This is a genomic window from Curtobacterium sp. MCPF17_018 (assembly GCF_003234135.1).
GTDB lineage: Bacteria > Actinomycetota > Actinomycetes > Actinomycetales > Microbacteriaceae > Curtobacterium > Curtobacterium flaccumfaciens.
Window position 1 is genome coordinate 218092 of the sequence record NZ_QKSJ01000004.1, and the last position, 23733, is coordinate 241824.

Annotated in this window: 25 protein-coding genes; 4 read left to right on the plus strand and 21 right to left on the minus strand. The window is 72.1% G+C overall.

Translation table 11 applies throughout. From position 1 onward, the window contains the following. Positions 1-88: 88 nt before the first annotated feature. Positions 89-1096, plus strand: a complete 1008-nt coding sequence (locus DEJ27_RS07065; protein ID WP_214523964.1) for an SPFH domain-containing protein — start codon at positions 89-91, stop codon at positions 1094-1096. 189 nt (positions 1097-1285) lie between these two features. Here the strand turns inward: DEJ27_RS07065 and DEJ27_RS07070 are convergent, their stop codons facing one another. The 6 genes from DEJ27_RS07070 to DEJ27_RS07095 form a co-directional block, all read right to left on the minus strand. Continuing rightward, positions 1286-2554 carry a sugar ABC transporter permease gene (locus DEJ27_RS07070; protein WP_035807698.1) on the minus strand — a complete coding sequence of 423 codons (1269 nt, stop codon included), beginning with the start codon at positions 2552-2554 and terminating at the stop codon, positions 1286-1288. Next, positions 2551-3315, minus strand: coding sequence for an ATP-binding cassette domain-containing protein (locus DEJ27_RS07075; protein ID WP_111090611.1), 765 nt, complete (start codon positions 3313-3315; stop codon positions 2551-2553). Before DEJ27_RS07075 ends, DEJ27_RS07070 begins: the two co-directional genes overlap by 4 nt. Before the next feature lie 130 nt (positions 3316-3445). Further along, positions 3446-4561: a sugar ABC transporter substrate-binding protein gene (locus DEJ27_RS07080; RefSeq protein ID WP_071246748.1), complete on the minus strand. Its 1116-nt coding sequence runs from the start codon at positions 4559-4561 to the stop codon at positions 3446-3448. Between the two features lie 115 nt (positions 4562-4676). Then, positions 4677-5774 carry an ROK family transcriptional regulator gene (locus tag DEJ27_RS07085; protein ID WP_258370304.1) on the minus strand — a complete coding sequence of 366 codons (1098 nt, stop codon included), beginning with the start codon at positions 5772-5774 and terminating at the stop codon, positions 4677-4679. 206 nt (positions 5775-5980) lie between these two features. After that, positions 5981-6880 (minus strand): hypothetical protein, encoded by a 900-nt coding sequence (locus DEJ27_RS07090; RefSeq protein ID WP_258370305.1) that lies wholly within the window; start codon positions 6878-6880, stop codon positions 5981-5983. A 92-nt stretch (positions 6881-6972) separates the two neighbouring features. Continuing rightward, on the minus strand, positions 6973-8154 hold the full coding sequence (locus DEJ27_RS07095) for an epoxide hydrolase family protein (protein WP_111090589.1): 1182 nt from the start codon (positions 8152-8154) through the stop codon (positions 6973-6975). A gap of 93 nt (positions 8155-8247) precedes the next feature. Between DEJ27_RS07095 and DEJ27_RS07100 the strand changes: the two genes are divergently transcribed. Both DEJ27_RS07100 and DEJ27_RS07105 read left to right on the plus strand, forming a co-directional pair. Next, complete coding sequence (locus DEJ27_RS07100; RefSeq protein ID WP_110859328.1) at positions 8248-8826, plus strand: MarR family winged helix-turn-helix transcriptional regulator; 579 nt, start codon at positions 8248-8250, stop codon at positions 8824-8826. A gap of 10 nt (positions 8827-8836) precedes the next feature. Next, positions 8837-9757, plus strand: a complete 921-nt coding sequence (locus DEJ27_RS07105; protein WP_111090590.1) for an NmrA family NAD(P)-binding protein — start codon at positions 8837-8839, stop codon at positions 9755-9757. On the opposite strand, the gene DEJ27_RS07110 is transcribed toward DEJ27_RS07105, so the two are convergent. The 4 genes from DEJ27_RS07110 to DEJ27_RS07125 all read right to left on the minus strand — a co-directional run bounded on the left by DEJ27_RS07110 (position 9726) and on the right by DEJ27_RS07125 (position 11838). Beyond that, positions 9726-10034 carry a hypothetical protein gene (locus DEJ27_RS07110; RefSeq protein ID WP_146244662.1) on the minus strand — a complete coding sequence of 103 codons (309 nt, stop codon included), beginning with the start codon at positions 10032-10034 and terminating at the stop codon, positions 9726-9728. The two genes, DEJ27_RS07105 and DEJ27_RS07110, sit on opposite strands and share 32 nt — an antisense overlap. 5 nt (positions 10035-10039) lie before the next feature. Beyond that, a complete protein-coding gene (locus DEJ27_RS07115; RefSeq protein ID WP_146244663.1) occupies positions 10040-10285 on the minus strand; it encodes a hypothetical protein in 246 nt (81 codons plus the stop codon). A 74-nt stretch (positions 10286-10359) separates the two neighbouring features. Next, positions 10360-10632 carry a hypothetical protein gene (locus tag DEJ27_RS07120; RefSeq protein ID WP_146244664.1) on the minus strand — a complete coding sequence of 91 codons (273 nt, stop codon included), beginning with the start codon at positions 10630-10632 and terminating at the stop codon, positions 10360-10362. 144 nt (positions 10633-10776) lie between these two features. Further along, positions 10777-11838 (minus strand): hypothetical protein, encoded by a 1062-nt coding sequence (locus DEJ27_RS07125; RefSeq protein ID WP_146244665.1) that lies wholly within the window; start codon positions 11836-11838, stop codon positions 10777-10779. Positions 11839-11862: 24 nt separating this feature from the next. Here DEJ27_RS07125 and DEJ27_RS07130 point away from each other — a divergent pair, with 24 nt between their 5' ends. Next, positions 11863-12462 carry a TetR/AcrR family transcriptional regulator gene (locus DEJ27_RS07130; protein WP_111090595.1) on the plus strand — a complete coding sequence of 200 codons (600 nt, stop codon included), beginning with the start codon at positions 11863-11865 and terminating at the stop codon, positions 12460-12462. Between the two features lie 12 nt (positions 12463-12474). On the opposite strand, the gene DEJ27_RS07135 is transcribed toward DEJ27_RS07130, so the two are convergent. The 11 genes from DEJ27_RS07135 to DEJ27_RS07185 form a co-directional block, all read right to left on the minus strand. Continuing rightward, positions 12475-13611, minus strand: a complete 1137-nt coding sequence (locus DEJ27_RS07135) for a glycosyltransferase (RefSeq protein ID WP_111090596.1) — start codon at positions 13609-13611, stop codon at positions 12475-12477. 24 nt (positions 13612-13635) lie between these two features. Next, the gene (locus DEJ27_RS07140) at positions 13636-15003 is read right to left on the minus strand and encodes an FtsX-like permease family protein (protein WP_111090597.1); all 1368 of its coding nucleotides are present in this window, start codon (positions 15001-15003) and stop codon (positions 13636-13638) included. Position 15004: 1 nt separating this feature from the next. After that, a complete protein-coding gene (locus DEJ27_RS07145) occupies positions 15005-15739 on the minus strand; it encodes an ABC transporter ATP-binding protein (RefSeq protein WP_110864806.1) in 735 nt (244 codons plus the stop codon). Between the two features lie 83 nt (positions 15740-15822). Then, on the minus strand, positions 15823-16527 hold the full coding sequence (locus DEJ27_RS07150) for a hypothetical protein (protein ID WP_146244666.1): 705 nt from the start codon (positions 16525-16527) through the stop codon (positions 15823-15825). A 129-nt stretch (positions 16528-16656) separates the two neighbouring features. Next, the gene (locus DEJ27_RS07155; protein WP_111090599.1) at positions 16657-19473 is read right to left on the minus strand and encodes a LuxR C-terminal-related transcriptional regulator; all 2817 of its coding nucleotides are present in this window, start codon (positions 19471-19473) and stop codon (positions 16657-16659) included. A gap of 54 nt (positions 19474-19527) precedes the next feature. Next, positions 19528-20043, minus strand: a complete 516-nt coding sequence (locus tag DEJ27_RS07160; RefSeq protein ID WP_110859340.1) for a MarR family winged helix-turn-helix transcriptional regulator — start codon at positions 20041-20043, stop codon at positions 19528-19530. Positions 20044-20139: 96 nt separating this feature from the next. Then, positions 20140-20496, minus strand: a complete 357-nt coding sequence (locus DEJ27_RS07165) for a nuclear transport factor 2 family protein (protein ID WP_258369825.1) — start codon at positions 20494-20496, stop codon at positions 20140-20142. An 83-nt stretch (positions 20497-20579) separates the two neighbouring features. Continuing rightward, a complete protein-coding gene (locus DEJ27_RS07170) occupies positions 20580-21071 on the minus strand; it encodes a nuclear transport factor 2 family protein (protein WP_111090600.1) in 492 nt (163 codons plus the stop codon). Beyond that, on the minus strand, positions 21064-22023 hold the full coding sequence (locus tag DEJ27_RS07175) for an alpha/beta hydrolase (RefSeq protein WP_110859342.1): 960 nt from the start codon (positions 22021-22023) through the stop codon (positions 21064-21066). The genes DEJ27_RS07170 and DEJ27_RS07175 overlap by 8 nt, the downstream gene beginning before the upstream one ends. 82 nt (positions 22024-22105) lie before the next feature. After that, entirely contained in the window at positions 22106-23053 is a 948-nt protein-coding gene (locus tag DEJ27_RS07180; RefSeq protein ID WP_111090601.1) for an SDR family NAD(P)-dependent oxidoreductase, read from the minus strand. Continuing rightward, positions 23046-23645 (minus strand): type 1 glutamine amidotransferase domain-containing protein, encoded by a 600-nt coding sequence (locus DEJ27_RS07185; protein WP_181430107.1) that lies wholly within the window; start codon positions 23643-23645, stop codon positions 23046-23048. The genes DEJ27_RS07180 and DEJ27_RS07185 overlap by 8 nt, the downstream gene beginning before the upstream one ends. Between the last annotated feature and the right edge of the window lie 88 nt (positions 23646-23733).

Here is a 23733-nt window from a genome sequence, read left to right on the forward strand (position 1 = left end):
CAGACGACACGGACCCCCGCCCACCCGCGTCACCTGCACCCCTCCGGGTACGGCAGACTGCACGGACAAGCATCCAGGAGTGATCGTCATGTTCGTCGCCGCCATCGTCTTCCTCGTCATCGCGCTCGTCGCGCTCTTCTTCCGAACACGCACCTACTCCACCCCCGCACGACCGGCCACACCCGGTCGCGAGGCACGCCCCGCCGTCCCGACCCGCCGCCCGAACCTCATCGCGACGTGGACCGCGGCCGCTGCCGGCGTCTTGTTCGTCGGGCTCACGCTCGGCAGCACCCTGTACGCGCAGGACACGGGCGAGTCGAAGGTGCAGGTGGACATCTCCGGCAACATCGTCGGGCAGAGCACGGACTCCGGGTTCCACTTCAAGGCGCCGTGGGCCACGCTCCACACGTTCAACATCCGGAACCAGACCGTCACCTACATCAACGCGGTGAACGGCTCCGACTCGGACAACAACGGCAACGTCCGCTCCGGCCCGTACGTCACGGTGCAGGACCAGGACGGCGTCTCGTCGAACGTGAGCCTCAACCTGCAGTACAGCATCGACGCGAAGTCGGTCACCGACATCTACCGGTCGTACAAGACCGAGGAGAACTTCAAGACGCAGTTCATCGGCAACTCGGTGCGCAGCGTCGTGCGCCAGGTGCCGAACGACTTCACCACCATCGAGCTGATCACCAAGCGCGGCACCGTCGAGAAGGCGATGATCCAGGCGCTCGAGAAGCGGTGGAAGGGCTCGGGCGTGCACGTCGACAACTTCGCCCTGCAGGAGATCACGCCGCCGAAGTCCGTCATCGACGCCTACGCCACCGCGCAGCAGGCGCAGATCCAGGTCACGAAGGAGCGCGCGCTCCTGGACGCCAAGAAGGTGCAGGCGCAGCAGCAGGTCGCCGAGGCGCAGGGTCAGGCCGACGCCAACGAGGTCCTCAACGAGCACCCGCTCTCCGACGCCGCCCTCAAGCAGCGCGAGATCGAGGCCCTCAAGAGCGCCGGCGACAACGGCTCGCTGATCGTCGTGCCGCAGGGCACGGACAACATTCTCAGCCTGCCGGGCACCTCGGGTTCGAAGAGCAAGTAGCGCGCGCCGAGACACCGCCCAGTAGCCGAGACGCCTCCGTTGTCGCCAGGCGTCTCGCGCACGGGGCGGCGTCGGGGGAACACGACGGCGTCTTCCGGATCCGAGACGCGCGCCGAGACGGACGGGAGGCCCGGTGCCAGCTGGCAACGGGCCTCCCGTCCGTCGGTGTGGCGGGGTCCGGGTCCCCGCTCAGGCCGCGCCGTGACTGGCGCGGCTGCGCCGCGAGAGCGAGTCGATGATGACGGCCAGCAGCAGCACCGCGCCGGTGATCATGTAGCGGATCGACGAGTCGAGGCTCAACAGGGTGAGCCCGTTCGAGATCGACTGGATCACGATGATGCCGAGCAGCGCCGACCAGGCGCTGCCACGGCCGCCGAACAGGCTGGTCCCGCCGATCACGGCTGCGGCGATCGCGTTGAGGTTCGTGTCACCGGCGCCGGACGACAGGCTCGCCGAGTTCAGGCGGGCGGCGGCGAGGATGCCGCCGACGGTGGCGAAGAGCGAGGTCAGCATGAACACCGAGATGTAGATGCGGTTCACCCGGATGCCGGATCGTCGTGCGGCCTCGACGTTGCCGCCGACCGCGAAGACCGAGCGGCCCCAGCGGGTGCGCTTCAGCACGAAGTTCATCAGCACGACCAGTACGACGAAGAACACGAACGAGGTGCCAGTGCCGAAGTCGCGCGACAGGTACCAGACCATCAGCGCGAGACCGAGGAACAGGGCGACGGCCTTCACGACGGTCAGGGACATCGCCCCGGTCGACAGCCCGGCACGGCGGCGGCGGGCAGCGCGACGGACCTCGGTGAAGAACAGTCCGCCGGCGGCCAGGACGGCGAGCAGGTACGCGAGCCACGGCGGTAGGTACGAGGCCGAGGCGAACTGCACGATCGGCGAATCGTACGGCAGGTTGATCGAGCCGTTCGGCCCGAGGATGAGCAGCTGCAGCCCGAGGAACCCGAGCAGACCGGCGAGCGTGATGACGAAGCTCGGCACTCCGAAGCGGGTGAACAGCAGGCCGTAGAGCAGGCCGGCGGCGGCACCGACGGCCAGGGCGACGGTGAGCACGAGCCACAGCGGCCAGCCGAGTGTGGTGAGGCCCTGGCCGAGGATCGCGGCGGAGAGCCCGCTGACGCTGCCGACGGACAGGTCGATCTCGCCGAGCAGCAGCACGAGCACGATGCCGATCGCGATGGTGCCGACCGCGGCGCACTGCAGGGCGAGGTTGACCAGGTTGCCCGGGGACAGGAAGTCGGGGGAGAGCGCCTGGAACACCGCCCAGATGACGATGAGGCCGACGACCACCGGCAGCGAGCCGATGTCGCCGCCGCGGACCCGTCGGACGAACGCCTTCGCAGCGCCGCCGATCCCCTGGTCACGCAGGAGCCGCTCGTCCTGCAGGTCGGCGGCCGAGGGCGTCGGGGTCGCTGCGGTGAGGGTCTCGTCGGTCTTGCTCATGCGGAGGGCTCCTGCTCGGTGCGGGCGGCGGCGCGACGGGTGACGGCGTTGTCGGTGGCGCCGGTGATGGCCGCGATGATCTCCTCGTAGGAGACATCGTCGATGCGGAAGGTGCCGTTGTTGCGGCCGAGTCGCAGGACCGCGACCCGGTCGGCGACGGCCTGCACGTCCGCGAGGTTGTGGCTGATGAGGACGACGCCGAGTCCGCGCTCGCGCAGGCGTTCGACGAGGTTCAGGACCTCGGCGGTCTGTGCGACACCGAGTGCGGCGGTGGGCTCGTCGAGGACGACCACCTGCGGGTCGCCGATCAGTGAGCGGGCGATCGCCACGGTCTGCCGCTGCCCACCGGACAGCGACGCGATCGGGATCCGTACCGACGGGATCCGGGCCGCGAGCTGCTGCAGGAGCTCCCACGAGCGGCGCTCCATCTCCTCTTCGTCGAGGAACGGGTGGGCGATCTCGCGCCCGAGGAACAGGTTCGAGACCACGTCGAGGTTGTCGGCCAGGGCGAGGTCCTGGAACACCGTCGCGATGCCGAGGGTCTGGGCCGCCGCGGGGTTCGGGACGGTGACCTCGTCGCCGCCGAACGTGATCGTGCCGCCGTCCGGCGTGTAGACCCCGGCGAGGATCTTCACGAACGTCGACTTGCCGGCGCCGTTGTCGCCGACGATGGCGACCACCTCGCCCGGGTAGACGTCGAAGTCGATGTCGCTGAGGGCCTGGACGGCGCCGAACCGCTTGGTGATCCCGCGCAGGGACATCACCGGGTCGGCGGAGGGGTGTGCTGCTGGTGACGCGTTGCTCACGGGTGTCGTGCTCACGGGTGTCGTCCTCGATCGGTGAGGCCCGCCCGGTCCGCAGTCGGACCGGGCGGGCAGAGGGGGGTCGGGCCTACTTGATGCCGGCGCTGTCGCAGGCTGCCTTGTACTGCGCGGTGCAGATCTTCGACACCTCGTACAGGCCGTCCTTGACGACCGTCGACTGCACGTTGTCCGTGGTGACGGCGACCGGGTCGAGCAGCGTCGACTGGACGCTGGCGCCACCGGCGGTGTCGACCGTCGTGTCGCCCTTCGGGGTCTCACCCTTCGCGAACTGGATCGCCAGGTCGGCGGCCTTCGACGCCTCGGGCTTGAAGGCCTTGTAGACGGTCATGTACTGCTCACCGGCGAGGATCCGCTGGATGCCCGCGAGCGAGGCGTCCTGCCCGGTGACGGGCGGGAGCTCGGTGACGCCAGCCGACTTCAGGGCCGCGATGACGCCGCCGCCGGTGTCGTCGTTCGCCGCGTAGACGCCGGTGATCTCGTCCTTGCCGAGCTTGCTGATCTGGCCGGCTGCCCAGTCCTGCGCCTTGGCGGGGTCCCATCCGGGGGTGTCGTACTCGGCGAGCACCTTGTAGCCGCTGTCGTCGATGACCGAGTGCGCGCCCTTCTTGAACTGCGAGGCGTTGTTGTCGGTGGGGGAGCCGTTCACCATGATGATGCCCGAGCCCTCCGGGACCTTCTTCGCCTTGAGGGCGTCGACCAGGGCCTGACCCTGCAGCTCACCGACCTTCTCGTTGTCGAACGAGATGTAGTAGCTCAGGTCGGGGCTGTTGATGAGCCGGTCGTACGAGATCACCGGCACCTTCTTGGCCTTCGCCTGCTGGACGATGGACGCTGCGGCCTCGCCGTCGAACGGGTCGAGGACCAGGACCTTGACGCCCTGCGTGAGCATCGACTGGGCCTGCTGCAGCTGCTTCGACGCGTCGCCGTCGGCGTTCGCGTAGATGACGGAGCAGCCGCTGCACTGCTTCTTCACCTCGGCGGTGAAGAGCGGACGGTCGGCGCTGGCGTAGCGAGCGGTGACGGAGTCGGGCAGGAGCAGGCCGATCTTGGCCTTCGACGCGTCCCCGCCGCCCCCGCCGGAACCGGTCCCGGCGTCCGCGCCGTTGGAACAGCCCGCCAGGGTGGTGATCGCGAGCAGCAGGGCGCTGACGCCCAGCATCGCTCGTGTGGTGGATTTCTTCATTGAAACGTCCTCCAACAGTGGACCGCCCCCATCGGCGGTGCCCTGAGTGTGACAGCGAGCGTTCTTGGCTGCAAGAGTTGAACGCAAGGACCGCGCTCCGTGACGAAACCGTTATCTACCGGGTTCGGGTGACGTCCACGGCCTCGATCGCCAGGGCCAGCGCGCCGGTCACCGAGGCCTTCTCGCCGAGCTGCCCCTGCACCACGTCCGGCGTGCCGTCGACGTCGACGATCAACGACGACTCGAGGGCGTGCCGCATCGGGCCGAGCAGGAGCTCCCCGGCGCGCGCGAACTCGCCCGTCACCACGACCCGCTCGGGGTCGAGGACGTTGCAGAGCCCCACCGCCGCCGAACCGATCGCCCGCCCGGCGTCGGCCACGGCGCGCATGCAGACCTGATCGCCGCCCATGGCCCGCAGGATCAGGTCCGCCAGCTTGAGCGTGCCGACCTCGTCGCGGACGCCCTCGAGCACCGCGGGGGCTCCGGCGATCGCCTCGAGGCAACCCCGGTTGCCGCACCGGCACAGGGGGCCGTTCGGCAGGACGGGCGTGTGCCCGAACTCGCCGGCGATGCCGTGGTGCCCGCGGAACAGGTGCCCGCCGAGGACGAGTCCGGCGCCGATGCCGTTGCCGACGTCGAGCGTCACCACGGTGTCGCGGCCGCGTGCCGCCCCGCTGCGGTGTTCGGCGAGGGCGGCGAGGTTGGCCGAGTTGTCGACCTGCACGGGCTTGTCCATCCGCCGGGCGAGCGACTGGCCGAGCGCGATGCCGTCCCAACCCCGCAGGATCCCGCCGCGCGCCGTCATCCCGGTGCGGGCGTCGATCGGGGCGGCCACGGCGAGCCCGACGGCGAGCACCTCGTCCATCGACGACTCGATGGACTCCACCATGTCCAGCACGAGCAGCGCGGTCTTGTCGAGTTCGGCGTCGGCACGGTGGTCACGGGCCAGGGGCATGTGCCGCTCGGCCAGGACGGCGCCGTTCAGGTCCGACAGTGCCAGCCGCAGGTGTCGCGGCGAGACGTGCACCCCGGCGACCAGCCCGAGGCCGTGCGGCAGGGTCACGCGGAGCGCCCGCCGACCGCTCGAGGTGCTCGGTGTCGCGTGCAGGGCACCGGTCGCGACCAGTTCCTTGACGATGTTCGAGACGGTCGCGGGGGAGAGCCCGGTCACCCCGGCGAGCTCGACCTGCGTCAGGCCGCCGTGTCGCTTCACTGCGCTGACGACCCGACCCCGGTTGGCTTCACGCAGTGAAGCTTGGTTCCCCGGACTGCGGCGCGGCTCTGACACGGGGACAGCGTAACGGGCGGGTCCGGAACGCTCGCCGTGACGGACTGGAGGCACGGTGTCAGCTGGCACCGTGCCTCCAGTCCGTGGGTGGTCGCGTCCAGGGCCCGGAGTCGCCGTGCGGCGGTCGACCGTCAGCGAAGTCGCGCCACCGGAGCGCGGCGAGCGCGGAGCAGCACTGCCGCGCTCGCGGCCGCGGCCAGCAGCACGAGAACCCACGCCGCCGTGGCGACCGCGCCGGCGGGGTGGACGACCGACTGTCCGACCGCGGCCTGCACCGTGAGGAGCACGGTGCCCGCTGCCCACGCAACGGCGACGACCGCGACGATGCGCACCTGCGCGGTCCGCTGTGCCAGCCACGGTAGGTGCCGACCCGCGGCTGCGACGAGGAGCGCCACGAGCGGGAGCACCTGCAGTGCGTGCATACCGACGAAGTGGGCGACCCGGTAGTCGCCGCCGACGGTGCTCCACCCGAGCAGTGGCACCCCGGGTCCGCCGTCCGCGATCCCGACCGTGTGAGCGCCGACGATCCCGTCCGGAGCGGTGAGCTGGGTGGGGGTCGGGCCGGTCATGAGGAAGGCGACCCCGATGCCGCCGAGTGCGATGACGGCACCGGCACGGACGGCGACCGTCAGCGCGGGGGTGGGGAGGCGCAGGAAGAACAGCGCGATCGACGTGACCAAGGTGCAGAGGTACAGCGTCGTGATCGCCGTCGCCATCACGGCCCACACGACGACGTGCACGCTGTTCGAGACGTTGAAGTGACTCGTGGTGCCGGTCGCGGCGGCCCACACGATGAGCACCTGTTCGACCACCAGGGCGACGGCGACCACGGTGCCGAGCCGACGAGCCAGTGTCTGCCACCTCGGCAGGAGGGCTATGAGCCACGCCCAGGTCACGGCGTAGAGCAGGATCGACAGCGAGAACTTCAGGGGCTTCATCCACGCCGGCGCTCCCAGGATGGTCCGGGGATCCACGACGAGTCCGACGAGGCAGACGGCGGTGGACGCGAGCATCAGGCCGGCCACGGCCATGAGTGCCGGGTGCCAGGCCACTGCTCGGCGAACGGCGGCGATCCGGCGGGTTGCGAGGAGAGTAGCGATATCTACTCTCTGTCCGCAAGGCATCAGCGCAGGTTCCGGAAGGTCGCACGGACGTCGTCGACGAGCAGCTCCGGCTGTTCGAGCATCGCGAAGTGCCCGCCGCGCGCCACCTCGTTGAAGAACACCAGGTCGGTGTACCGGCGCGCTGCCCAGCGGCGCGACCGGCGGACGTACTCGCCCGGCATGATGCTCAGGCCGACGGGCAGGGTCAGTGGCTCCTCGACGGTGCCCGGGGTGGCCCAGCCGGTCCGGGTCGCCTCCCAGTAGGTCCGCGCCGAGGACGCGGCGGTGTTCGGCAACCAGTACAGCATGACGTCGTCGAGGATCTCGTCGAGCGGGAAGAGCCGCTCGGCATCGCCGTGTTCGTCGTGCGAGCCGCCGACGTCCTGGAACATCGCGTAGATCCACGACGCCAGCCCGACGGGGGAGTCCGCCAACGAGTACCCGATGGTCTGTGGGCGGGTCGACATCTGCTGCGAGTAGGCCGACAGCTCCCGCCAGTAGTGGCCGCTCTCCTGCAGCATGACCTGCTCGTCGGGGGAGGCGTTCCGCGCCTCGTCGTCCGTCGGCATGAACAGCGCCATGTTGAGGTGGATCCCGGCGAGTCCGATGTCCCCGGCGGCCTGCAGGGCTGCGAGCTCCGCGGTGACGGTGGCACCGAGGTCACCGCCCTGGGCGTACCAGTCCGCGTACCCGAGCCGGGACATCAGTACCGACCAGGCCCTCGCGGTCCGGGCGGTGTTCCACCCGGTCGTCGTCGGCTTCCCGGAGAAGCCGAACCCGGGCAGGCTCGGGATCACGACGTGGAACGCGTCCGCCGCGTCGCCGCCGTGCGCCACCGGGTCGGTGAGCGGACCGATCGCGTGGCGGAACTCCAGGACGGAACCGGGCCAGCCGTGGGTGAGCAGCAGCGGGCGGGCACCGGGGACGGCGGACCGGACGTGCAGGAAGTGGACCTCGAGCCCGTCGACCCGGGTCGTGTGTTGGCCCCAGCCGTTCAGCAGCGCCTCGGTCCGGCGCCAGTCGTACTCCGTCGTCCAGTGTTCGACAAGGGCGCGGACCTTCTCGAGTCGGGGTCCTTGCGAGGTGTCCTCGACGGTCTCGGCATCGGGCCAGCGGGTGGCCAGCAGACGGCGGCGCAGGTCGTCGAGCTCCACCTGGGGGACGTCGAGGGTGAGCGGGGTGATGGTTGCGGTGTCCGACATGGGGTCCTCGGCTGCTCGGCGTCCTGGCGGCTGTCCGTCTTGATCGCAGATTATCTTTGCACAAGACGATCTTGTTCCGGTACGGTCTCTGGTATGGACAGTCCGACGCCGACCGATGCGCTCCCCGAGATCGACTGGGGTGCCGAGGGCATCGAATCCGAACTGGGGTGGGCACTGCCGCTGGCGTTCCAGGGCTTCACGCGGCTGGGCAGCGAGGCGGTGGCCGACGTCCCCGGCGGTCCCCGCGGGTACCAGGTGCTCGTCGCCATCACCACCGAGGAAGCGTCGTCGCAGCTCGGCCTCGCGCAGCGCCTCGGGATCGACAAGACGCAGATGACCTACATCGTCGACGCACTCGAGGCGGGCGGGTTCGTCGAGCGTCGCCCGGCCCCGACGGACCGGCGGGTGCGGCAGGTCCACCCCACCGACGCCGGGCGTGCCCTGCTCGCCCGGGCACGTTCGGCCCTGCGTGAGGCGGAGGGCGTGCTCATGCGGCACCTCGACGACGACGAGCGGACGACGATGCGCCGGCTGCTGGCCCGGGTCGCGCTGACGGCCGGCACCACCACCCCCGGGCCGTCCACTGCCGATCCCACGTTCCACCACCCCCTCGCCGTCCCGGAACGATCCCGGCGGCACACCACGACGACCTCGTCGACCCCCACAGAGTGAGGCTCCGCCCATGACCACCACCATCCTCGTCGCCGGCGCCACCGGCGACCTCGGGCACCGCATCGTCCGCGAGCTCACCCAGCACGACGTGCGGGTCCGGGTCCTCACCCGGCCCGGCAGCAGGACCGCCGGAGAGCGCTTCGGCGACGACGCCCGTGTCGACGTCGTCGCCGCCGAGTACGGCGACCACGACGCCCTGACCCGGGCCGTCAGCGGCTCCGACGTCGTGGTCTCCGCCGTGAGCGGGACACGTCCGGTGATCGTCGACGCCCAGCGCGCGCTGCTCGCGGCGACCGTGGCGGCGGGCGTCCGGCGGTTCATCCCGTCCGACTACTCGGCCGACTACCGGCGGATCACACCCGGCACCAACCGCAACTTCGAGCTGCGGCGCGAGTTCGCCGCCGACCTCGACGCGGCCCCGGTGCAGGCGACGTCGATCCTGACCGGCATGTTCACCGACCTGCTGACCGGCGATGCCCCGATGATCCTGTTCGGCCGCCGGCTCGTGCTGTTCTGGTCGTCGGCGGACCAGGTGCTCGACTTCACCACGAAGGACGACGTCGCCCGGGTCACGGCCCTCGCCGCCCTGGACGACGATGCTCCGCGCGTGATCGAGATGGCGGGCGACCAGGTCACCGCACGCGACGTCGCACGCGCCATGAGCGAGCTGACGGGGGAGCGCTTCCGGCTGCAGTGGGCCGGCACCACCGGGACCCTGTCCGCGATGAGCGCTGTCGGCAGGCGCCTGTCGAAGGACCCCGACGAGACGTTCCCGGCATGGCAGGGGATGCAGTACTTCGTGAGCATGTTCAGCGGGCAGGCGCAGCTGCACCACGTCGACAACGACCGCTACGGCGTGCAGTCGTGGACGAGCGTCCGCGACGTGCTCCGCGCGCACCTCAGCGGGCAGGGCCACCCGGCGACGGACTGACGGGCGCGGTGTGCGGTCGTCGGCGGCTGAGCAGGAACGTGAGCCCGACGACGACGACCGGCACCAGCGCGAGCGCGGCGAGCCAAGCGAGGACGTCCCACTCGGGCGAGAGCGGCACGCCGAACGCGCTCGACGAGGTCCGCCAGACCTGGTCGCCGGGCCCCTCGTGCTCGTCGGCCCCGGTGACCGGGAACAGCAGCGCCGTCACCAACGCCCATCCCACCAGCACCACGACGGCGATCATCGTCCACGGCCGCGGAGTGGAAGACGGGGACATCTGCGTCACCGGACCGAGGCACGCGAGCGCTCGGCCCGGGCACCCGACCAAGTCGCCACCACGGCGACGGCCCCCAGGGCGAGCCCGACGACGCCGGCGAGCAAGCACACGGGCATGATGATGCCGAGCCCGATGTTCGCGCCGCCGCCCTCGGGGCCGGAGAACGCGTCGTACAGCAGGGCGCCGACGCCGAGGAACCCCACGGCGAGCATCGCGGTACTGATCCAGTGGAGCGTCCGGGCTGTGGTCATGGTCGTCATTCCCCTCGGTCGTGCGGTTGGGGAATCCTCGCACGGCCGTTCCGCCGCACATTCCCGGAGCGGCATCAGTCGATCGGCACTCGGCCAGACCGAGCCGCCCGGACGATCTGCCACACGCAGACCGAGAGCACGACGGCGCCGGTGACGCCGGCGATCCACGTGCCGGCGACGCCGATCATCGGCGTGGTCGTGCACGAGCTCGTGCCCGCTCCGGGGGCGGCGTCGCGACAGGTGGTCGTCTGGACCAGCAGCAACATCGACACGGTCACGACGACGACCGCGGCGACCGTGGCCCACCCCACCACTCGCTCCACCGTGCGCTCCGTCCTGCCTGCCATCGGTCGCTCCACGATGCCGCACGCCGGCCCGGGCCGGTGTCTCGATCCTGCAACGACCCGACCAAGCCGACCGGCGGACTGGAGGCCCGGGGCCAGCTGGCACCGGGCCTCCAGACCGTCAACCGGTCGCGGCGACCGCATCGCTCACGCCACGACGGCAGCCGGCGTCACCGGTGCGGCGCTCGCCGCGACGTCCCGTCGCCGCACGGCGCCGGTCCGCACCCGGTGTGCCACCGACAGGGCCGCGGCTGCGGCGACGATCCACGCACCCAACGTGAGGAGCGCGCCGGTAGCGCCCGCCCCGTCGAAGTAGTTGAACCTGGTGACGGCGCCGAACGCGGCACCCGGCGGGAGGGCCTGTCCGACGGTGGCGAGCACGGGCGGCAACAGGTGCGTGCTGATCGTCGCGCCGCTCGTCGCGTTGCCGAGGGTGGTGAAGAGGAGCGTCGAGACGATCACGCCCATCGGTCCGACGATCGAGGTGATCGCCATCGTGGACAGTGAGACGGCGACGGCGAGGAGCGAAAGCACCACGATCACGGCGCCGGTCGATGCGGGGACGGCGCCGTCGATCGGTCCGGCGATGACGGCGACCACCGCGGCCGCGGCCAGGCTCCCGACCACCGTGACGACGATCCGGATGCGGAGGCGCGCGAGGGTACCGAGGGAGTTCATGACCTGCGCCAGGATGAACGCCGCCAGGGTCGTGCCGAAGACCAGGTAGAACCCCGCGATGCCCTGGGCGTCGTTCGTCGCGAGCGGGACGAGGTCCTGTGTGCGGGTGACCGAGGCGCCGGCGCCGGCCGCGACCCCGGAGAGCATCGTGGTCGCGGCGGTCGTCGCGCTCCGTCCCTCGGCGCCCGCCGTGTACAGGGTCCAGCCGTCGGAGCCGTTGCCGGGGACGAGGGCTGCGACGGCGTCACGGGACCGGACGAGGTCGCGTGCGTCGGACGGGGAGTCGGCGGTGCGGACGTCGGCGCGGTCGCCGAGCGCGCCCGCTGCCGCATCGGCCACCTGCGAGCCGACGACGGCGACGGGCAGGTGGTGCGGGGAAGGGGCCTTCTGCAGTCCGATGTACAGGCCGGCGAACGCTCCGGCGACGGTCATCGCGACGAGGACCTGGGTGATGAGGACGGGCAGGATCCGGCGGACCGGCGGGAAACCACCGGAGGCCGAGGCTTTGTTAGTAATCGATTCATTACTCATGGCATCGGATGATACCCTCACCGCATGACGACAGCAAGGGGTCCGGTTCCCAAGAGTGCCGAGCGCATGGCCGGCAGCCAGCGGCGCGAAGCCACACTCACCGCGGCGGCCGCCGTCTTCGCCCGCGAGGGCTACCACGGCGCGACCACGGAGCGCATCGCGCAGGCCGCGGGGATCAGTCAGCCGTACGTCGTCCGCATGTTCGGCTCGAAGGAGAACCTGTTCCTCGCCGTCGTCGACGGGTGCCTCGAAGCCGTGCTCGACGCGTTCCGGGCGGCGCTCGACGACGGGCAGCCGGGCACCGTCGCGTCGCGGCTCGGCTCTGCCTACCGTGCGCTCGCGACCGAGGACGGCGTGCACCTCATCGTCATGCAGTCGTACATGCTCGGTGCCGACCCCGTCGTCGGACCGGTCGCCCGTGACGGCTTCACCCGGATCCTGCACTTCCTGGTCGAGGAGGCAGGGCTGTCGGAGTCCGCGGCGGAGTCGTTCCTTGCCAAGGGGATGCTCATCAACACCCTGCTCGGCATGCGGCTGGGGGACCAGGACGACCCGCTCGCGCAGCGGTTCACGCAGACGGTGTTCGGCCCGGACCCCGCAGGACCCGGGCCGACCGACCGCTGACGAGCGCCGTCGTCACGTGATGCGCTCGACCCGGTCGACGAGCTCGCTGACGGCGTCCGTCGCGCTCGGGCGCTGCGCGGTCTCCTCGCCGAGTCGCCGTGCCGCGGTGAAGTGGCTGCGTTCCGCGAGCATCCGGTGCACCGCCGGACCGACCGCCGACGGCTCGTCGACCACGACCGCGACACCGGCCTCGGCGGCACGGGTCGCGTTGATGAACTGGTCCGCGCCCTGCGGGAGCAGCACCATCGGCACGCCCACGCTGGCCGCGGCGAGCACCGTGCCGGCACCGGCCGCGGCGACGACCAGGTCCACGCCCTCGAGCAGCTCGCGCATCGGGCGGAACGGCAGGAAGTGCACGTGCTCGGTGTCGTCGAGGCGTTCGCCGATGACGCCGACGGTCGCCACCACGTCGACCTCGTCGGGGTGGAACCCGTCGAGGATCGCCGTCAGCAGCGTCGCGTCGCCGAAGACCGTGCCGAGGGTGACGAGCACCCGCGGTCGCCACTCGCTCGCCGGGAACGGTGCGAGCGGCTGTTCGGCGGCGACGTCGGGCCGGCTGTGCGGCTCGGAGCGGAACGGGATCGTGACGGGCGGCTGCGTCCACGCGGGTGCCTGCAGCGACACCGGCGTCGGGTCGAGCAGGGCCACCGGCGGTGTCGGCACGACCCCGCGCTGCTCGTAGCGGGGGAGCACGAGTTCAGCCATCGGGCGGCGGAACTCCTCGGGGACCTCGGGGCCGAAGGCGACGATCGCGTACGGCACGCCGAGCTCCGCGGCGACGAGCGGTCCGACCAGGTCGACGGCGTCCGCGACGACCACGTCGGGTTCCCACCCGCGCGCTGCGCGCAGGGCGTCGTCGACGGTCAGGTCGACGCGTGTGCCGGCGAAGAACTCGGCGACGGCCGCCGGTTCGGGGCGGTTCGCGGGGTCGCTGCCGGGGATGCGCCGAGCCACCTCGGCGAACAGGTCGGGAGGCATGGGTCCGGCCGCCAGGACCGGCACCGTGGGCAGTTCGGTCGACATGGGCTCGCGCATCCCACCACTGGTGAGCAGGGCGACGTCGTGTCCGGCCGCCTGCGCGGCACGGGCGAGCGGGACGAGGGGCAGGAGGTGTCCGAGTGCGGGCACGCCGGAGAAGAGGATGCGCAAGAGGGGCGTCTTCCTGGTTCGGGGTCAGTCGGCGGCGAGGACGAGCGGGATGCTGCGTCGGCGTCCGGTGACGAGGGGGATCGTGCCGGCGGCCACCATGAGCACGAGGCTCACGAGGGCGGCCGGGAGCGCGGCCTGCAGGCCCAGGTGGGGCTGCGTGCCGGGGACGGTGACCGCGAGCGCGACGGCTTGTCCGCAGGCGGTGAGCACGAGGACCGCGGCGGCCACGAGGACCGCGGTGCCGACGAGGATGACGGACTCCCAGGCGGCACGGGCGAGCACGGTGGCGCGGGACCCGCCGGCGGCCTCGACCAGCGCGGCCTCCTGCTCGCGGGTGCGTCCGGCCATCAGGACGGTGGCGGCCGCGCCGAAGAGCGACACGAGCAGCGGCCCGCCGAGCATGAGCAGGACGCTCTGCACGTCGAGTCCACCACCCGACGACCCCGTGGTCCGTTGCACGGCGTCACCCAGGGTGTCGAAGCCGGCGAAGAGGCTGCCGGGCAGGGCGATCGTGATGACGAGCGCGCTCACCGTGGCGCTGCTCCGGTCGACGGAGAACGCGGCGGCGTTGCGGGCGAGGAACCACGATGCCGATCGGTGCGCGGGCACCACCGACGTCCAGGCCCGGAGGGCGGCCGGGAACACCACGGGGCCGATCGCGGTGCAGGCGGCCGTCAGGAGCGGCCCGATGAGCAGCACCTGCCCACCGGTCCGGACGCCGGCGTCGACGATCGAGCTGGTCAGCAGCGCGGCGAGCAGCAGCGCCACGGCACCCGCGGCCCACCGGGTCCACGTGGTCCGTGTTCGGGCGGACTCGGGCTCCCGCAGGACCTCGATCGGGCGGACGAGGCCGGCTCGGCGCGACGGTCGGAGACTGCTCAGGACGACCACGATCGTCACGGCGAGCACGACCGCGACGGCGCTGGTCGGACCGAACCGTTCGTCGAGACCCCGGAGCCCGTCGGACTGCGACAACCCGAAGTGCAGGAACGCCGGCACGAACGGGGCCACGACGAGGCAGCCGATCGTGCTGCCGACCAGCCCCACGACCGCGAGCTGCAGCCGGACGACCACCGTCACCGTGCGGGACGGCACCCCCACCAGCTGCCAGAGCGCGTAACCGCGACGCTGCAGGTCGATCGTCAGGCGGGTGACGCTGCCGAGGACCGCGGTGACGGCGACGATCGTCAGCACGACGACGAGCGACGCGAGCGTGGCGAGGCCCCCGGCTCGGAGCAGGTCCGTCGGTCTGCCGGACCCGATGATCGCGAAGCCGGTCTCGAGCATCCCGGCGGCGATGGCGGCGGCCGCTGCGGTGGCCGCGCTGACGACGAGGGCGCCGATCCAGATGCCGGCGTTCTGCCGGAGGTCGCTCAGGACGAGTCGGAGCACGTCAGGCCTCCTGCGCGGCGGCGGTCAGGGCCTCGAGGACCTGGGCGGCGTCCGGGTGCGCCAGCTCGCGGTGCACGGTGCCGTCGCGCAGGACGAGCACACGGTCGGCACGCGCAGCCGCTTCGAGGTCGTGTGTGACCATCACCACCGAGCGGGCACCGTCGGCCACCCGGCGCAGCAGGTCGAGGACCGCGTCACCGGCGGTGGTGTCGAGGGCGCCGGTCGGCTCGTCGGCGAACACGACGTGCGGTTCGGACGCCAGGACGCGTGCGATCGCGACCCGCTGCTGCTGCCCGCCGGACAGCGCGCCCGGTCGGTGGTCCCCGCGGTCGGCGAGTCCGACCGAGGCGAGCGCGGCGTCGACCTGGGCCGCGGAGACCGGCCGGTGGGCGAGGCTGGCGGGCAGCGCGATGTTCTGCCGCGCGGTCAGCGACGGGATGAGGTTGAACGACTGGAACACGAAGCCGACCGTCGAACGACGGAGCGCCTGCAGTTGCTTCGGCCGGAGGGTCTCGAGGCGTTGCCCGGCGATCGACACCGATCCGCTGTCGTAGGGCTCGAGGGCGGACAGGCAGTACAGCAGCGTCGACTTGCCGGAGCCGCTGGGGCCGACGACGGCGACGAACTCGCCCGGCAGCACGGACAGCGAGACGCCCCGGAGCACCGGGACCCTCGACTGTTCCGGCCCGGGGAACGACTTCGTCAGGTCGTGTGCCTGCAGGAGGGGTGCGGTCATGGTGTCAGTCCATCTCGTTCTCGGCGGCCGGTCACTGGTGCGGGCAAGAGGGTCGTGGTGGAGCCAGCTCCACCACGGCAGGGTCAGACGTCCGTCGCGGGGGCGGCCGACCGCAGGATGCCGAGGACCCGCGCGTACCGACGCTCCTGGTAGACCCCGTGCACACCGGCGAGCAGGACGGCCGTGACCACCCCGGCGGCCAGTGACCCGGACGGCACCCACGTGCTCGCGGTCAGCAGGGCCGCCCCGGCGCCGGCGACGATGCAGTTCACGACCGCGATCGCGCTCGACAGCGTGAAGAACACCCCACGCCAGGACAGCCGGAGCCCGATGTCGAGCAGCTCGTTCGGCGCGATCCGGTCCTCGGGCACCGGGAAGTACTGCGGGGCGCCCGGCAGGATCGTGCCGTACCAGCGGCGGATCCGCTGCATCGCGGCGAGGGCGACCACGTCCTCCAACGAGGTCTGGACGAGTCGCTCGTAGGTGAAGACGCCGAGCAGCACGACGACCGGGATCACCACGGCGAGGTAGCCCGTGGCGAAGTCGGTGTCGGCCAGGAACCCGAACGCCACCAGGGCGCTCGACAGCGTCGTCAGGTAGATCGCGGCCCGGGTCGACGACTCCGAGACGGTGATGCCGCGCGCGGTCTGGAGCACGAAGTGCTCGGTGACGAGCGCCGTGAAGAACGCGCTCGGCGCGTCCGGCAGCCGCGCGGCCGCGTGGTCGGCGTCACCGCCGGTGTCGTCGGCCGTGCCGCTCGCCGTGTCGTCGGCGGAGCCTTCCGGCATGGGCGCCTCCCGGTGGTCGTCGTGGTCGCGACCCGCTGCCGGGTCGCCGCCACGAGGCTCGCAGCTGGTCCACCGACGGTGCATCCGTTGCGTGACGTAACCCGTGCCTCCAGGCCGTCGACCGGTGCGTCAGTCCGTCGGACCGGACGCTGCCAGCGCGGCCGCCAGCTCGGTTCGACTCGTCACGCCGAGCTTCGGGAACACCTTGTACAGGTGTGTGCTGACGGTGCGGTGCGACAGGTAGATGCGGTCCGCGATCTCGCGGTTCGTCATGCCGGCGGCGGCGAGCCGCGCGATCTGCAGCTCCTGGGGCGTGAGCTGTTCGCGCGTCGGCGCCGTCGTGCTGCCGGCCCGCTCCGGGGCCTCGCCGGCTGCGCGGAGTTCCGCCGCGGCGCGGGCGGCGAAGCCCGCGGTGCCGGCGGCGTCGAACGCGTGGAGCGCCTCGCGCAGGTGCAGCCGTGCCTCGACCACACGGCGCTCGCGGCGGAGCCACTCGCCGAACAGCAGCTGGGTCCTCGCCAGTTCGACGGGGGCGTCGGCGAGGCGGCCGACCTCGATCGCGCGGGCGTAGAGGGGCTCCGGGTCCGCGCCGTCCGTGCCCGTTCCCGCCGCGTCCGTGCCCTCGGCGAGCAGCGCCCGGCTCCGGACGACGAGTGCGGTCAGGTGCGCGGACCCGGTGGTGCGGGCGACCGCCTCGGCCTCGGCGAGGTTCTCGACGACCGACTCGGGTCGACCACCCCGGACCGCGGCCTCGGTGCGGTCGGCGATCGCCCACAGCGACCGGGTCGCGTGGACGGTCATGTGCGTGAACTCGATCTGGGCGTCCCGGTGGCGCCGCTGACCGAGGGCGACGAGTCCCGCTGCCCACCGCGCGTCGGCGCTGGCGAGGGCGAGCCGCCCGCCGTGCGCGAACTCCGAGCCCTCGCGCAGCGCGGCCAGCGCGGCCTCGTCGTCGCCGAGCAGGGCGTGGCCCCGGGCGAGCGTGGCGTAGGCCATCCCGGCGATGAGCGGGAGCTGCACGTCGCGGGCGATGCGGACGGCGTACTCGGCGTCGGCCAGGCCGTCCCGCACCCGCCCGCGCAGCATGAGCACCGTCGCCCGGCCCCGGAGCGCCTGGGTCTCGTCGGCGACGGCGCCGAGCTGGTGGGCGCGCTCGTACGCCAGCTCCCAGCACGTCAGCGCGGTCTCGAGGTCCTGCTGGGACTCGGCGGCGATCGCGAGGGACGCCATCGCGAGCGGCTGCTCGGTGAGCTGCGGCACCAGGTGTGCGAGTTCGGTGCGCAGGTGGTGGGCGGAGCCGAGCGGCGCGAGCACGGCGAGGGCCACCGGCTTCAGCGGGCTCGCCGACCGCACCGAGAGCAGTGCCGCCTCGATGTCCTGCCACTCCGACCGCGGCAGGTTGCGGCCGCGGGCGTTGAGGGCGGCCGCCCAGAGCACCCGAACGAGCCGGTCCGCGTGCTCCGGGCCGGCGAGCACGGGCCGGATCCGGCGGAGTTCGATGCGCGGTCGGCCGGCAGCACCCGTGGTCAGGCTCAGCACCGTCTGCGTGACGGCGGTCTCGGTGACGGTCTCGGGGTCGGCAGCGAGGGAGTCGACCTGCTCCAGGAGCTCGATCGCCTCGGCCGTCATGCCGGCGGCCCGAGCGGTCTCGGCGGCGCGGCCCAGCCGACGTGCCCGGCCGGTGACGCCCTGCGACAGGGTGGCCGCACGCTCGTAGGCACGGACCGCCTCGGGGCGGGCACCCCGCTGTGCCGCGCGGTCGGCGGCGGCCTCGAGGTCGGCGGCGACGGACTCGTCCCGCTCGAACGTCGCCGAGGCCCGGTGCCAGGCGGCGCGCATGCCGTCGGCGACCACCGACGCGAGTGCTCGGTGCGCCGCGGACCGTGCGGCGGCCGAGGCGTTGCCGATCACCGCCGAGCGCAGGAGCGGGTGGCGGAAGCGCAGGGAGACGAGGTCGGTGCGGAGGAGCCCGAGTTCCTCGAGCGGTTCGAGGTCGTCGACCCCGAGGTCCATCGTCCGGGCCGCCGCCATGACGTCCTGCAGGCCTGCGTCGTCGGCCGCCGCGGCGAGCAGCAGGAACGAGCGGCTGCCGGACGGGACGGCGGCGACCTGCTCGAGGAACGCCTGCTCGAGCCGCCGCGTGGTGGGGAGCCGGGACGCGATGGTGGCCGGGCCGCCCGTGGCCCAGGTGACGGGGAGTTCGTGCAGGGCGAGTGGGTTGCCGCCGGCCTCGGCCAGCACCCGTCGGCGGACCGAGGCGGACAGGGTGCCGGCGTGTGCGTCGAGCAGGGCCTCGGCGGCGTCGTCGGGGAGCGGCCCGAGCTCGAACCGCGTGAAGCTGCACGGGGGGACGGCGTTCGGGGCGTGTCCGGTCCGGGCCGCCGCGATGACGACGACCGGGGTGTTCGGGAGCCTGCGCCCCACGAAGTCGAGCACCTCGGTGGTGGACCGGTCGAGCCACTGCAGGTCCTCGGCGCGGACGAACACCGGCCGGTGCGACGCGGCCTCCTCGAGCAGCCCGAGCGTCGCGGTGCTCACCAGGAGACGGTCCGGACTCGGGCCGTCCTCGACCGCGAGGGCCGTGAGCAGTGCGGTCCGCTGCCGGGGTGGCAGGGCCGACGCGAAGGGCAGCAGCGGGTGGAGCAGCTCGTGCAGGCCGTCGAAGCCCACGCTGTTCGCGCCCTGGATGCCGGTGCAGGTCAGCACGCGGAAGCCCGCTCGACGCGCGTGCCGTTCGACGGCGGCGAGCAGGGTCGTCTTGCCGATGCCCGCCTCGCCCTCGACGAGGACCGCGGCGCCGCGCTCGGCTGTTCCGTCCGCCGCCGCCGCGGCATCGTCGAGCATGCGCGTGAGGGCTGCGAGTTCGTCTGCGCGGCCGAACAGTGCACGGTCGTGGACCGGCGGTGACACAGTTCGTTCGGCGTCCACACGCTGCCCTTCGCTCATTTAGGTGATCTTTCACCTAAATTACGTCGTACTGGCACGCGAGGGCAAGCGCGGCTAGGGGTGGTCGGCCGGTCGGGGCAGGGTGCCGTGCTCGAGCACCGACTCGTAGACGCGCTCGAGCACGTCGGCGAAGCCCGTCAGCTCGTCCTCGCGCAGGTCGCTGAAGAACATGTCCTTGACGAGTTCGGTGTGGCTCGGTGTCGCTTCGCGGAGCGTCCGCCAGCCCGCCTCGGTCAGAGCGACGGCCGTGGTGCGCCGGTCGTGTTCGGCCCGACGGAGCTCGAGGAACCCGCGTTCGGCCATGCGTTTGGCATGGTGGGAGGCACGGCTGCGCTCCCACCCGATGCGGGTCGCCAGGGCCGACATCGTCATCTCGCCGCCCGGCTCGCTCGTGAGCGCGACGAGGACGTCGTAGTCGGCGAGCGAGATGTCGCTGTCCGCCCGCAGTTGCCGGTTCATCTCGTACCGCAGGCGCAGCTGGAGCTTCATGTACGCGTACCAGGTGCGCACCTGCTCGGCGCTCATGTAGGCGTACGGCGACTCCGGGGGCACCTCGTGCTGCATCGACATCGCCCGTGTCCTCCTGCCGCGCGCCCGCCGTCCAGACGCCCGACCATCATCGCAGGGTGTGTGACGCTGCGCCGGGTCGGGCGTCCGCAGGTGGGTTCAGCTGGTCAGCAGCGTGTAGACCTTCGCGATCACGTCGCCCTCGACGAAGCAGATGTCCATCCCGGACACGACGGGCGGTTGCCCCTCCGGGCCGAAGTGCCAGGCGAGGTACCCCATCCCGTGGTTCTCGTAGACCGGGCCGGCCGGCGAGAACACGAACCCGGGGGCCTCGTCGAGCAGGCGCTGCGCCTTGGTGTGCAGGGCGTCGTGGCCGGTGACGACCTCGTCGGGGTCCAGGAACTCGACGTCCGGGGCGTACGTCCGCTCGATGGCGGCGCGGCGGCGGTCCGGGTCGCGTTCCCCGAACACCTCGAACAGGTTGGCGTGCATGAGCGATTCGAGCGGTTGCGACATGGTGTCTCCGTCGGTGGTCGGTGGTCGGTGGTCGGTGTTCGGTGGTCGGTGTCGGTGTCGGGGTGCGGTGGTGGCGGTCTTCGTCAAGTGTGCGACGGGGACCGGTCGGTCCAGTCGAAGACGAGGTCCCGGTGCGCGATCGCCCACGCGCCCTCGGCCCGCACGAACCGGTCGAGGTAGCGGATGGACATCGTCAGCAGCACCCGCTCGTCCCCGTCGTGCAGCACGTGGAACGCGACGCAGTACGTCTCGCCCTCGGCGGCGTCGGGCCCCGTGAACCGGATCGTGGACTGGCCGTTGAGGTACGTCGTCACCTCGTACTGCGCGATCAGTCCGGCGAACGTCTCGGCCAGGTGCTCGCGGCCGTGGATCGTGTCGACCGGATCGTGCGAGGAGGGGTCGCCGTCGTACAGCACGACGACCCCGTCCTCGGTGAACACGGACGCCTCGAGCACCGCGTCGCGACGGTCGGCCCCGCGGGCGTAGGTCGCCAGCAGGGTGCGGATCTCCTCGCGCGCGACGAGCGTCTCGAGCGTCTCCGGGGTGCCCGCGCGGCCGTGCTCCTGCTCAGGCAAGGGCTGCGCGGAGCGACGCGGTGGCGAGCATCAGCGCGTGCTTCGCGGCCTCGGTGTCGTGCAGCGCGTTCACCATCACGAAGTCGTGGACGATGCCGCCGAACCGGGCGTTCGTCGCCTTGACGCCGGCTTCGCGCAGGCGTGCCGCGAAGGCCTCGCCCTCGTCGCGGAGCACGTCGGCCTCGCCGGTGATGACGAGGGTCTCGGGCAGGGTCGCGAGCACCTCGAGCGGCGCACGGAGCGGCGACACCGTGGGCAGGGCGCGCACGGCCTCGTCGGTCGTGTACTGGTCCCAGTACCACTGCATGCCGGCGCGGGTGAGGAAGTAGCCCTCGGCGAACTCCTCGTACGAACCGGTGTCGAACGCGGCGTTCGTCACCGGGTAGAAGGCGACGAGCTTCACGAACTCGACGTCCCCACGCTCGGCGGCGAGGAGTGCCAGGGCGATCGCCATGTTGCCGCCGACCGAGTCACCCGAGACCGCGAAGCGCGAGGCGTCGAGCCCCTTGTCGCCACCCTCCTTGACGACCCACTGGGCCGCGGCGTACGACTGCTCGAGTGCGACCGGGTGGCCGACCTCGGGCGAGCGGTCGTACTCCGGGAACACGACGGCGGCGTTCGACCCGATGGCGAGGTCGCGCACCAGGCGGTCGTGGGTGTGGGCGTCACCGAAGACCCAGCCGGCACCGTGCACGTACAGGATCACGGGCAGGTTCGCGGTGGTGCCGGCCGGCTTGACCAGGCGGATCTTCACGGTGCCGGTGGGACCGCCCTCGATCTCCAGCCACTCCTCGTCGACCTCGGGCTTGAAGATGGGGGAGTCCTGCACGGAGTCGACGGCCTTGCGTCCCTCGGCGGGCGGCAGGTCGTTCAGGAACGGCGGGTTCGACGTCGCGTCGACGAACTCCTGGGCGGCGGGCTCCAGGGCGATGTGCTTCGGGTTTCCGGTCATGGTGGGCTCCTCGTTGGTCGCTGGTGACGGATGGTGCGTGGCGTGCTCCACGCTGACAGGAGGCCCGTCCCGGCAGCATCCGTCAGGTGACGTATCCGGCACCCAGCGTCCAGAGCCGCTCCGCGTCGCCGTGGTCCAGCGCGTACCGCGCCACCCCGCGGTCGTGGCCGGTGCCGTCGTCGAGCACCGGTGACTCCTGGTTGTCCTCGAAGTACCGCCCGGTCACGCCGGCGACCAGCGGGGAGGCGACCAGCAGTGCCGAAGTCGCCGCGCCCTGCGCCGGCGTCTTGAAGAACGGCTGCTCGATCCGGTTGCCGTCGTCGTCGAGCGCGCCCATCGCCCGGAGCGTCGCGTCGTCGAGGTGGCGCTGAAGTCGGGTCGTGATCCAGCCGGGCATCACGGCGTTCGCGGTGACGCCGTGCTCCGCCCAGCGGTCGGCGACGCCCACCGCGAGGAGCACGTCGGCCGTCTTCGACTGCGCGTAGGCGGCCCACCGGTCGTACGGACGCACCGCGAAGTGCGGGTCTTCGAAGTGGAACGGGGAGCGCAGGTGCGCGGTCGAGCTCACCGTCACCACCCGCGCGGACCCGGCCGCGAACAGGTGCTCCCGCAGGCCGAGCAGCAGGGCGAAGTGGCCGAGGTGGTTCGTCGCGAGCTGCATCTCCCAGCCCGATGCGGCGAGCTGCTTCTCGGGCAGGGCCATCACGCCGGCGTTGGCGACCACCCCGTCGACCGGGCCCTGCCACGCGTCGGTGAAGCGGCGCACGGAACCGAGGTCGCTGAGGTCGAGCGCTCGCGGCACGACCCGGCCACGGGCCTCCAGGTCGGCGAACGCCGCATCGGCGCGGGCCGTGTCGCGCACCCCGACGACGACCTCGGCTCCGGCGCCGGCGAGGGCGCGGACGGTCTCCGCGCCGATGCCGGAGGCGCCTCCGGTCACCAGGTACCGGCGGCCGTGCAGGTCCACGCCGGCGAGGACGTCGGCCGCGGTGGCGGATGCGGAGAAGGGGGTGCGGACGGGGTTAGACATCGTCACGCTCCGTCCGTGCCGTGGCGAGCCGCTCGAGGATCCGGGCCAGCTGCTGCGGCATGTCCCCGGGCTTCCGGGCGGTGACGAACTGGCCGTCCTCGACGACCGGCTCGTCGATCCAGGTGCCGCCCGCTGCACGGACCTCGTCGGCGACCTCGTGCCAGGACGTCAGGCTGCGTCCGTCGACCAGCCCGGCGGAGGCCAGGACCTGGGGTCCGTGGCACACGGAGCCGATGAGTCGGCCCGTGGCGGCGAAGTCCCGGACGAACGACAGGGCCTCGGGGACGGTCCGGACCTCGGCCGGGGCCAGGCCGCCGGGGATGAAGACCGCGTCGTAGTGCTCGGCGGTGGCGTCCGCGACGCGCTGCAGCCCGGTCCGCAGCGACAGGCCGACGTACCCGGTGAGGGTCCCGCCGTCGGGCGTCAGGACGTCGACGTCGTAGCCGGCCTCGACGAAGCGGTAGTAGGGGTAGAAGAACTCGACGTCCTCGACGCGGTCCGCGGTGACGATCGCGATCCGGCCGACCGGGGGTCGGTCGGCGCGGATCGCGGCGCGGTTGTCGGTGACGTGGCGGTCGGTGGTGGTGGGCACGGTGGTCACTCCTTCGGCGTCGAGGCCGTTGCCTCGGCATTGTTTGACAAGCATCAAACCATTGGGATCATCCCTGATAGGTTTGATG

Excerpts from the sequence above, each read along its gene's own strand:
- DEJ27_RS07065 (WP_214523964.1), top strand. The coding sequence starts at position 89 with ATGTTCGTCGCCGCCATCGTCTTCCTCGTCATCGCGCTCGTCGCGCTC.
- DEJ27_RS07070 (WP_035807698.1), bottom strand. The coding sequence starts at position 2,554 with ATGAGCAAGACCGACGAGACCCTCACCGCAGCGACCCCGACGCCCTCG.
- DEJ27_RS07075 (WP_111090611.1), bottom strand. The coding sequence starts at position 3,315 with ATGTCCCTGCGCGGGATCACCAAGCGGTTCGGCGCCGTCCAGGCCCTC.
- DEJ27_RS07080 (WP_071246748.1), bottom strand. The coding sequence starts at position 4,561 with ATGAAGAAATCCACCACACGAGCGATGCTGGGCGTCAGCGCCCTGCTG.
- DEJ27_RS07090 (WP_258370305.1), bottom strand. The coding sequence starts at position 6,880 with ATGGCCGTGGCCGGCCTGATGCTCGCGTCCACCGCCGTCTGCCTCGTC.
- DEJ27_RS07095 (WP_111090589.1), bottom strand. The coding sequence starts at position 8,154 with ATGTCGGACACCGCAACCATCACCCCGCTCACCCTCGACGTCCCCCAG.
- DEJ27_RS07100 (WP_110859328.1), top strand. The coding sequence starts at position 8,248 with ATGGACAGTCCGACGCCGACCGATGCGCTCCCCGAGATCGACTGGGGT.
- DEJ27_RS07105 (WP_111090590.1), top strand. The coding sequence starts at position 8,837 with ATGACCACCACCATCCTCGTCGCCGGCGCCACCGGCGACCTCGGGCAC.
- DEJ27_RS07110 (WP_146244662.1), bottom strand. The coding sequence starts at position 10,034 with ATGTCCCCGTCTTCCACTCCGCGGCCGTGGACGATGATCGCCGTCGTG.
- DEJ27_RS07115 (WP_146244663.1), bottom strand. The coding sequence starts at position 10,285 with ATGACCACAGCCCGGACGCTCCACTGGATCAGTACCGCGATGCTCGCC.
- DEJ27_RS07120 (WP_146244664.1), bottom strand. The coding sequence starts at position 10,632 with ATGGCAGGCAGGACGGAGCGCACGGTGGAGCGAGTGGTGGGGTGGGCC.
- DEJ27_RS07125 (WP_146244665.1), bottom strand. The coding sequence starts at position 11,838 with ATGAGTAATGAATCGATTACTAACAAAGCCTCGGCCTCCGGTGGTTTC.
- DEJ27_RS07130 (WP_111090595.1), top strand. The coding sequence starts at position 11,863 with ATGACGACAGCAAGGGGTCCGGTTCCCAAGAGTGCCGAGCGCATGGCC.
- DEJ27_RS07145 (WP_110864806.1), bottom strand. The coding sequence starts at position 15,739 with ATGACCGCACCCCTCCTGCAGGCACACGACCTGACGAAGTCGTTCCCC.
- DEJ27_RS07150 (WP_146244666.1), bottom strand. The coding sequence starts at position 16,527 with ATGCCGGAAGGCTCCGCCGACGACACGGCGAGCGGCACGGCCGACGAC.
- DEJ27_RS07155 (WP_111090599.1), bottom strand. The coding sequence starts at position 19,473 with ATGAGCGAAGGGCAGCGTGTGGACGCCGAACGAACTGTGTCACCGCCG.
- DEJ27_RS07160 (WP_110859340.1), bottom strand. The coding sequence starts at position 20,043 with ATGTCGATGCAGCACGAGGTGCCCCCGGAGTCGCCGTACGCCTACATG.
- DEJ27_RS07165 (WP_258369825.1), bottom strand. The coding sequence starts at position 20,496 with ATGTCGCAACCGCTCGAATCGCTCATGCACGCCAACCTGTTCGAGGTG.
- DEJ27_RS07175 (WP_110859342.1), bottom strand. The coding sequence starts at position 22,023 with ATGACCGGAAACCCGAAGCACATCGCCCTGGAGCCCGCCGCCCAGGAG.
- DEJ27_RS07180 (WP_111090601.1), bottom strand. The coding sequence starts at position 23,053 with ATGTCTAACCCCGTCCGCACCCCCTTCTCCGCATCCGCCACCGCGGCC.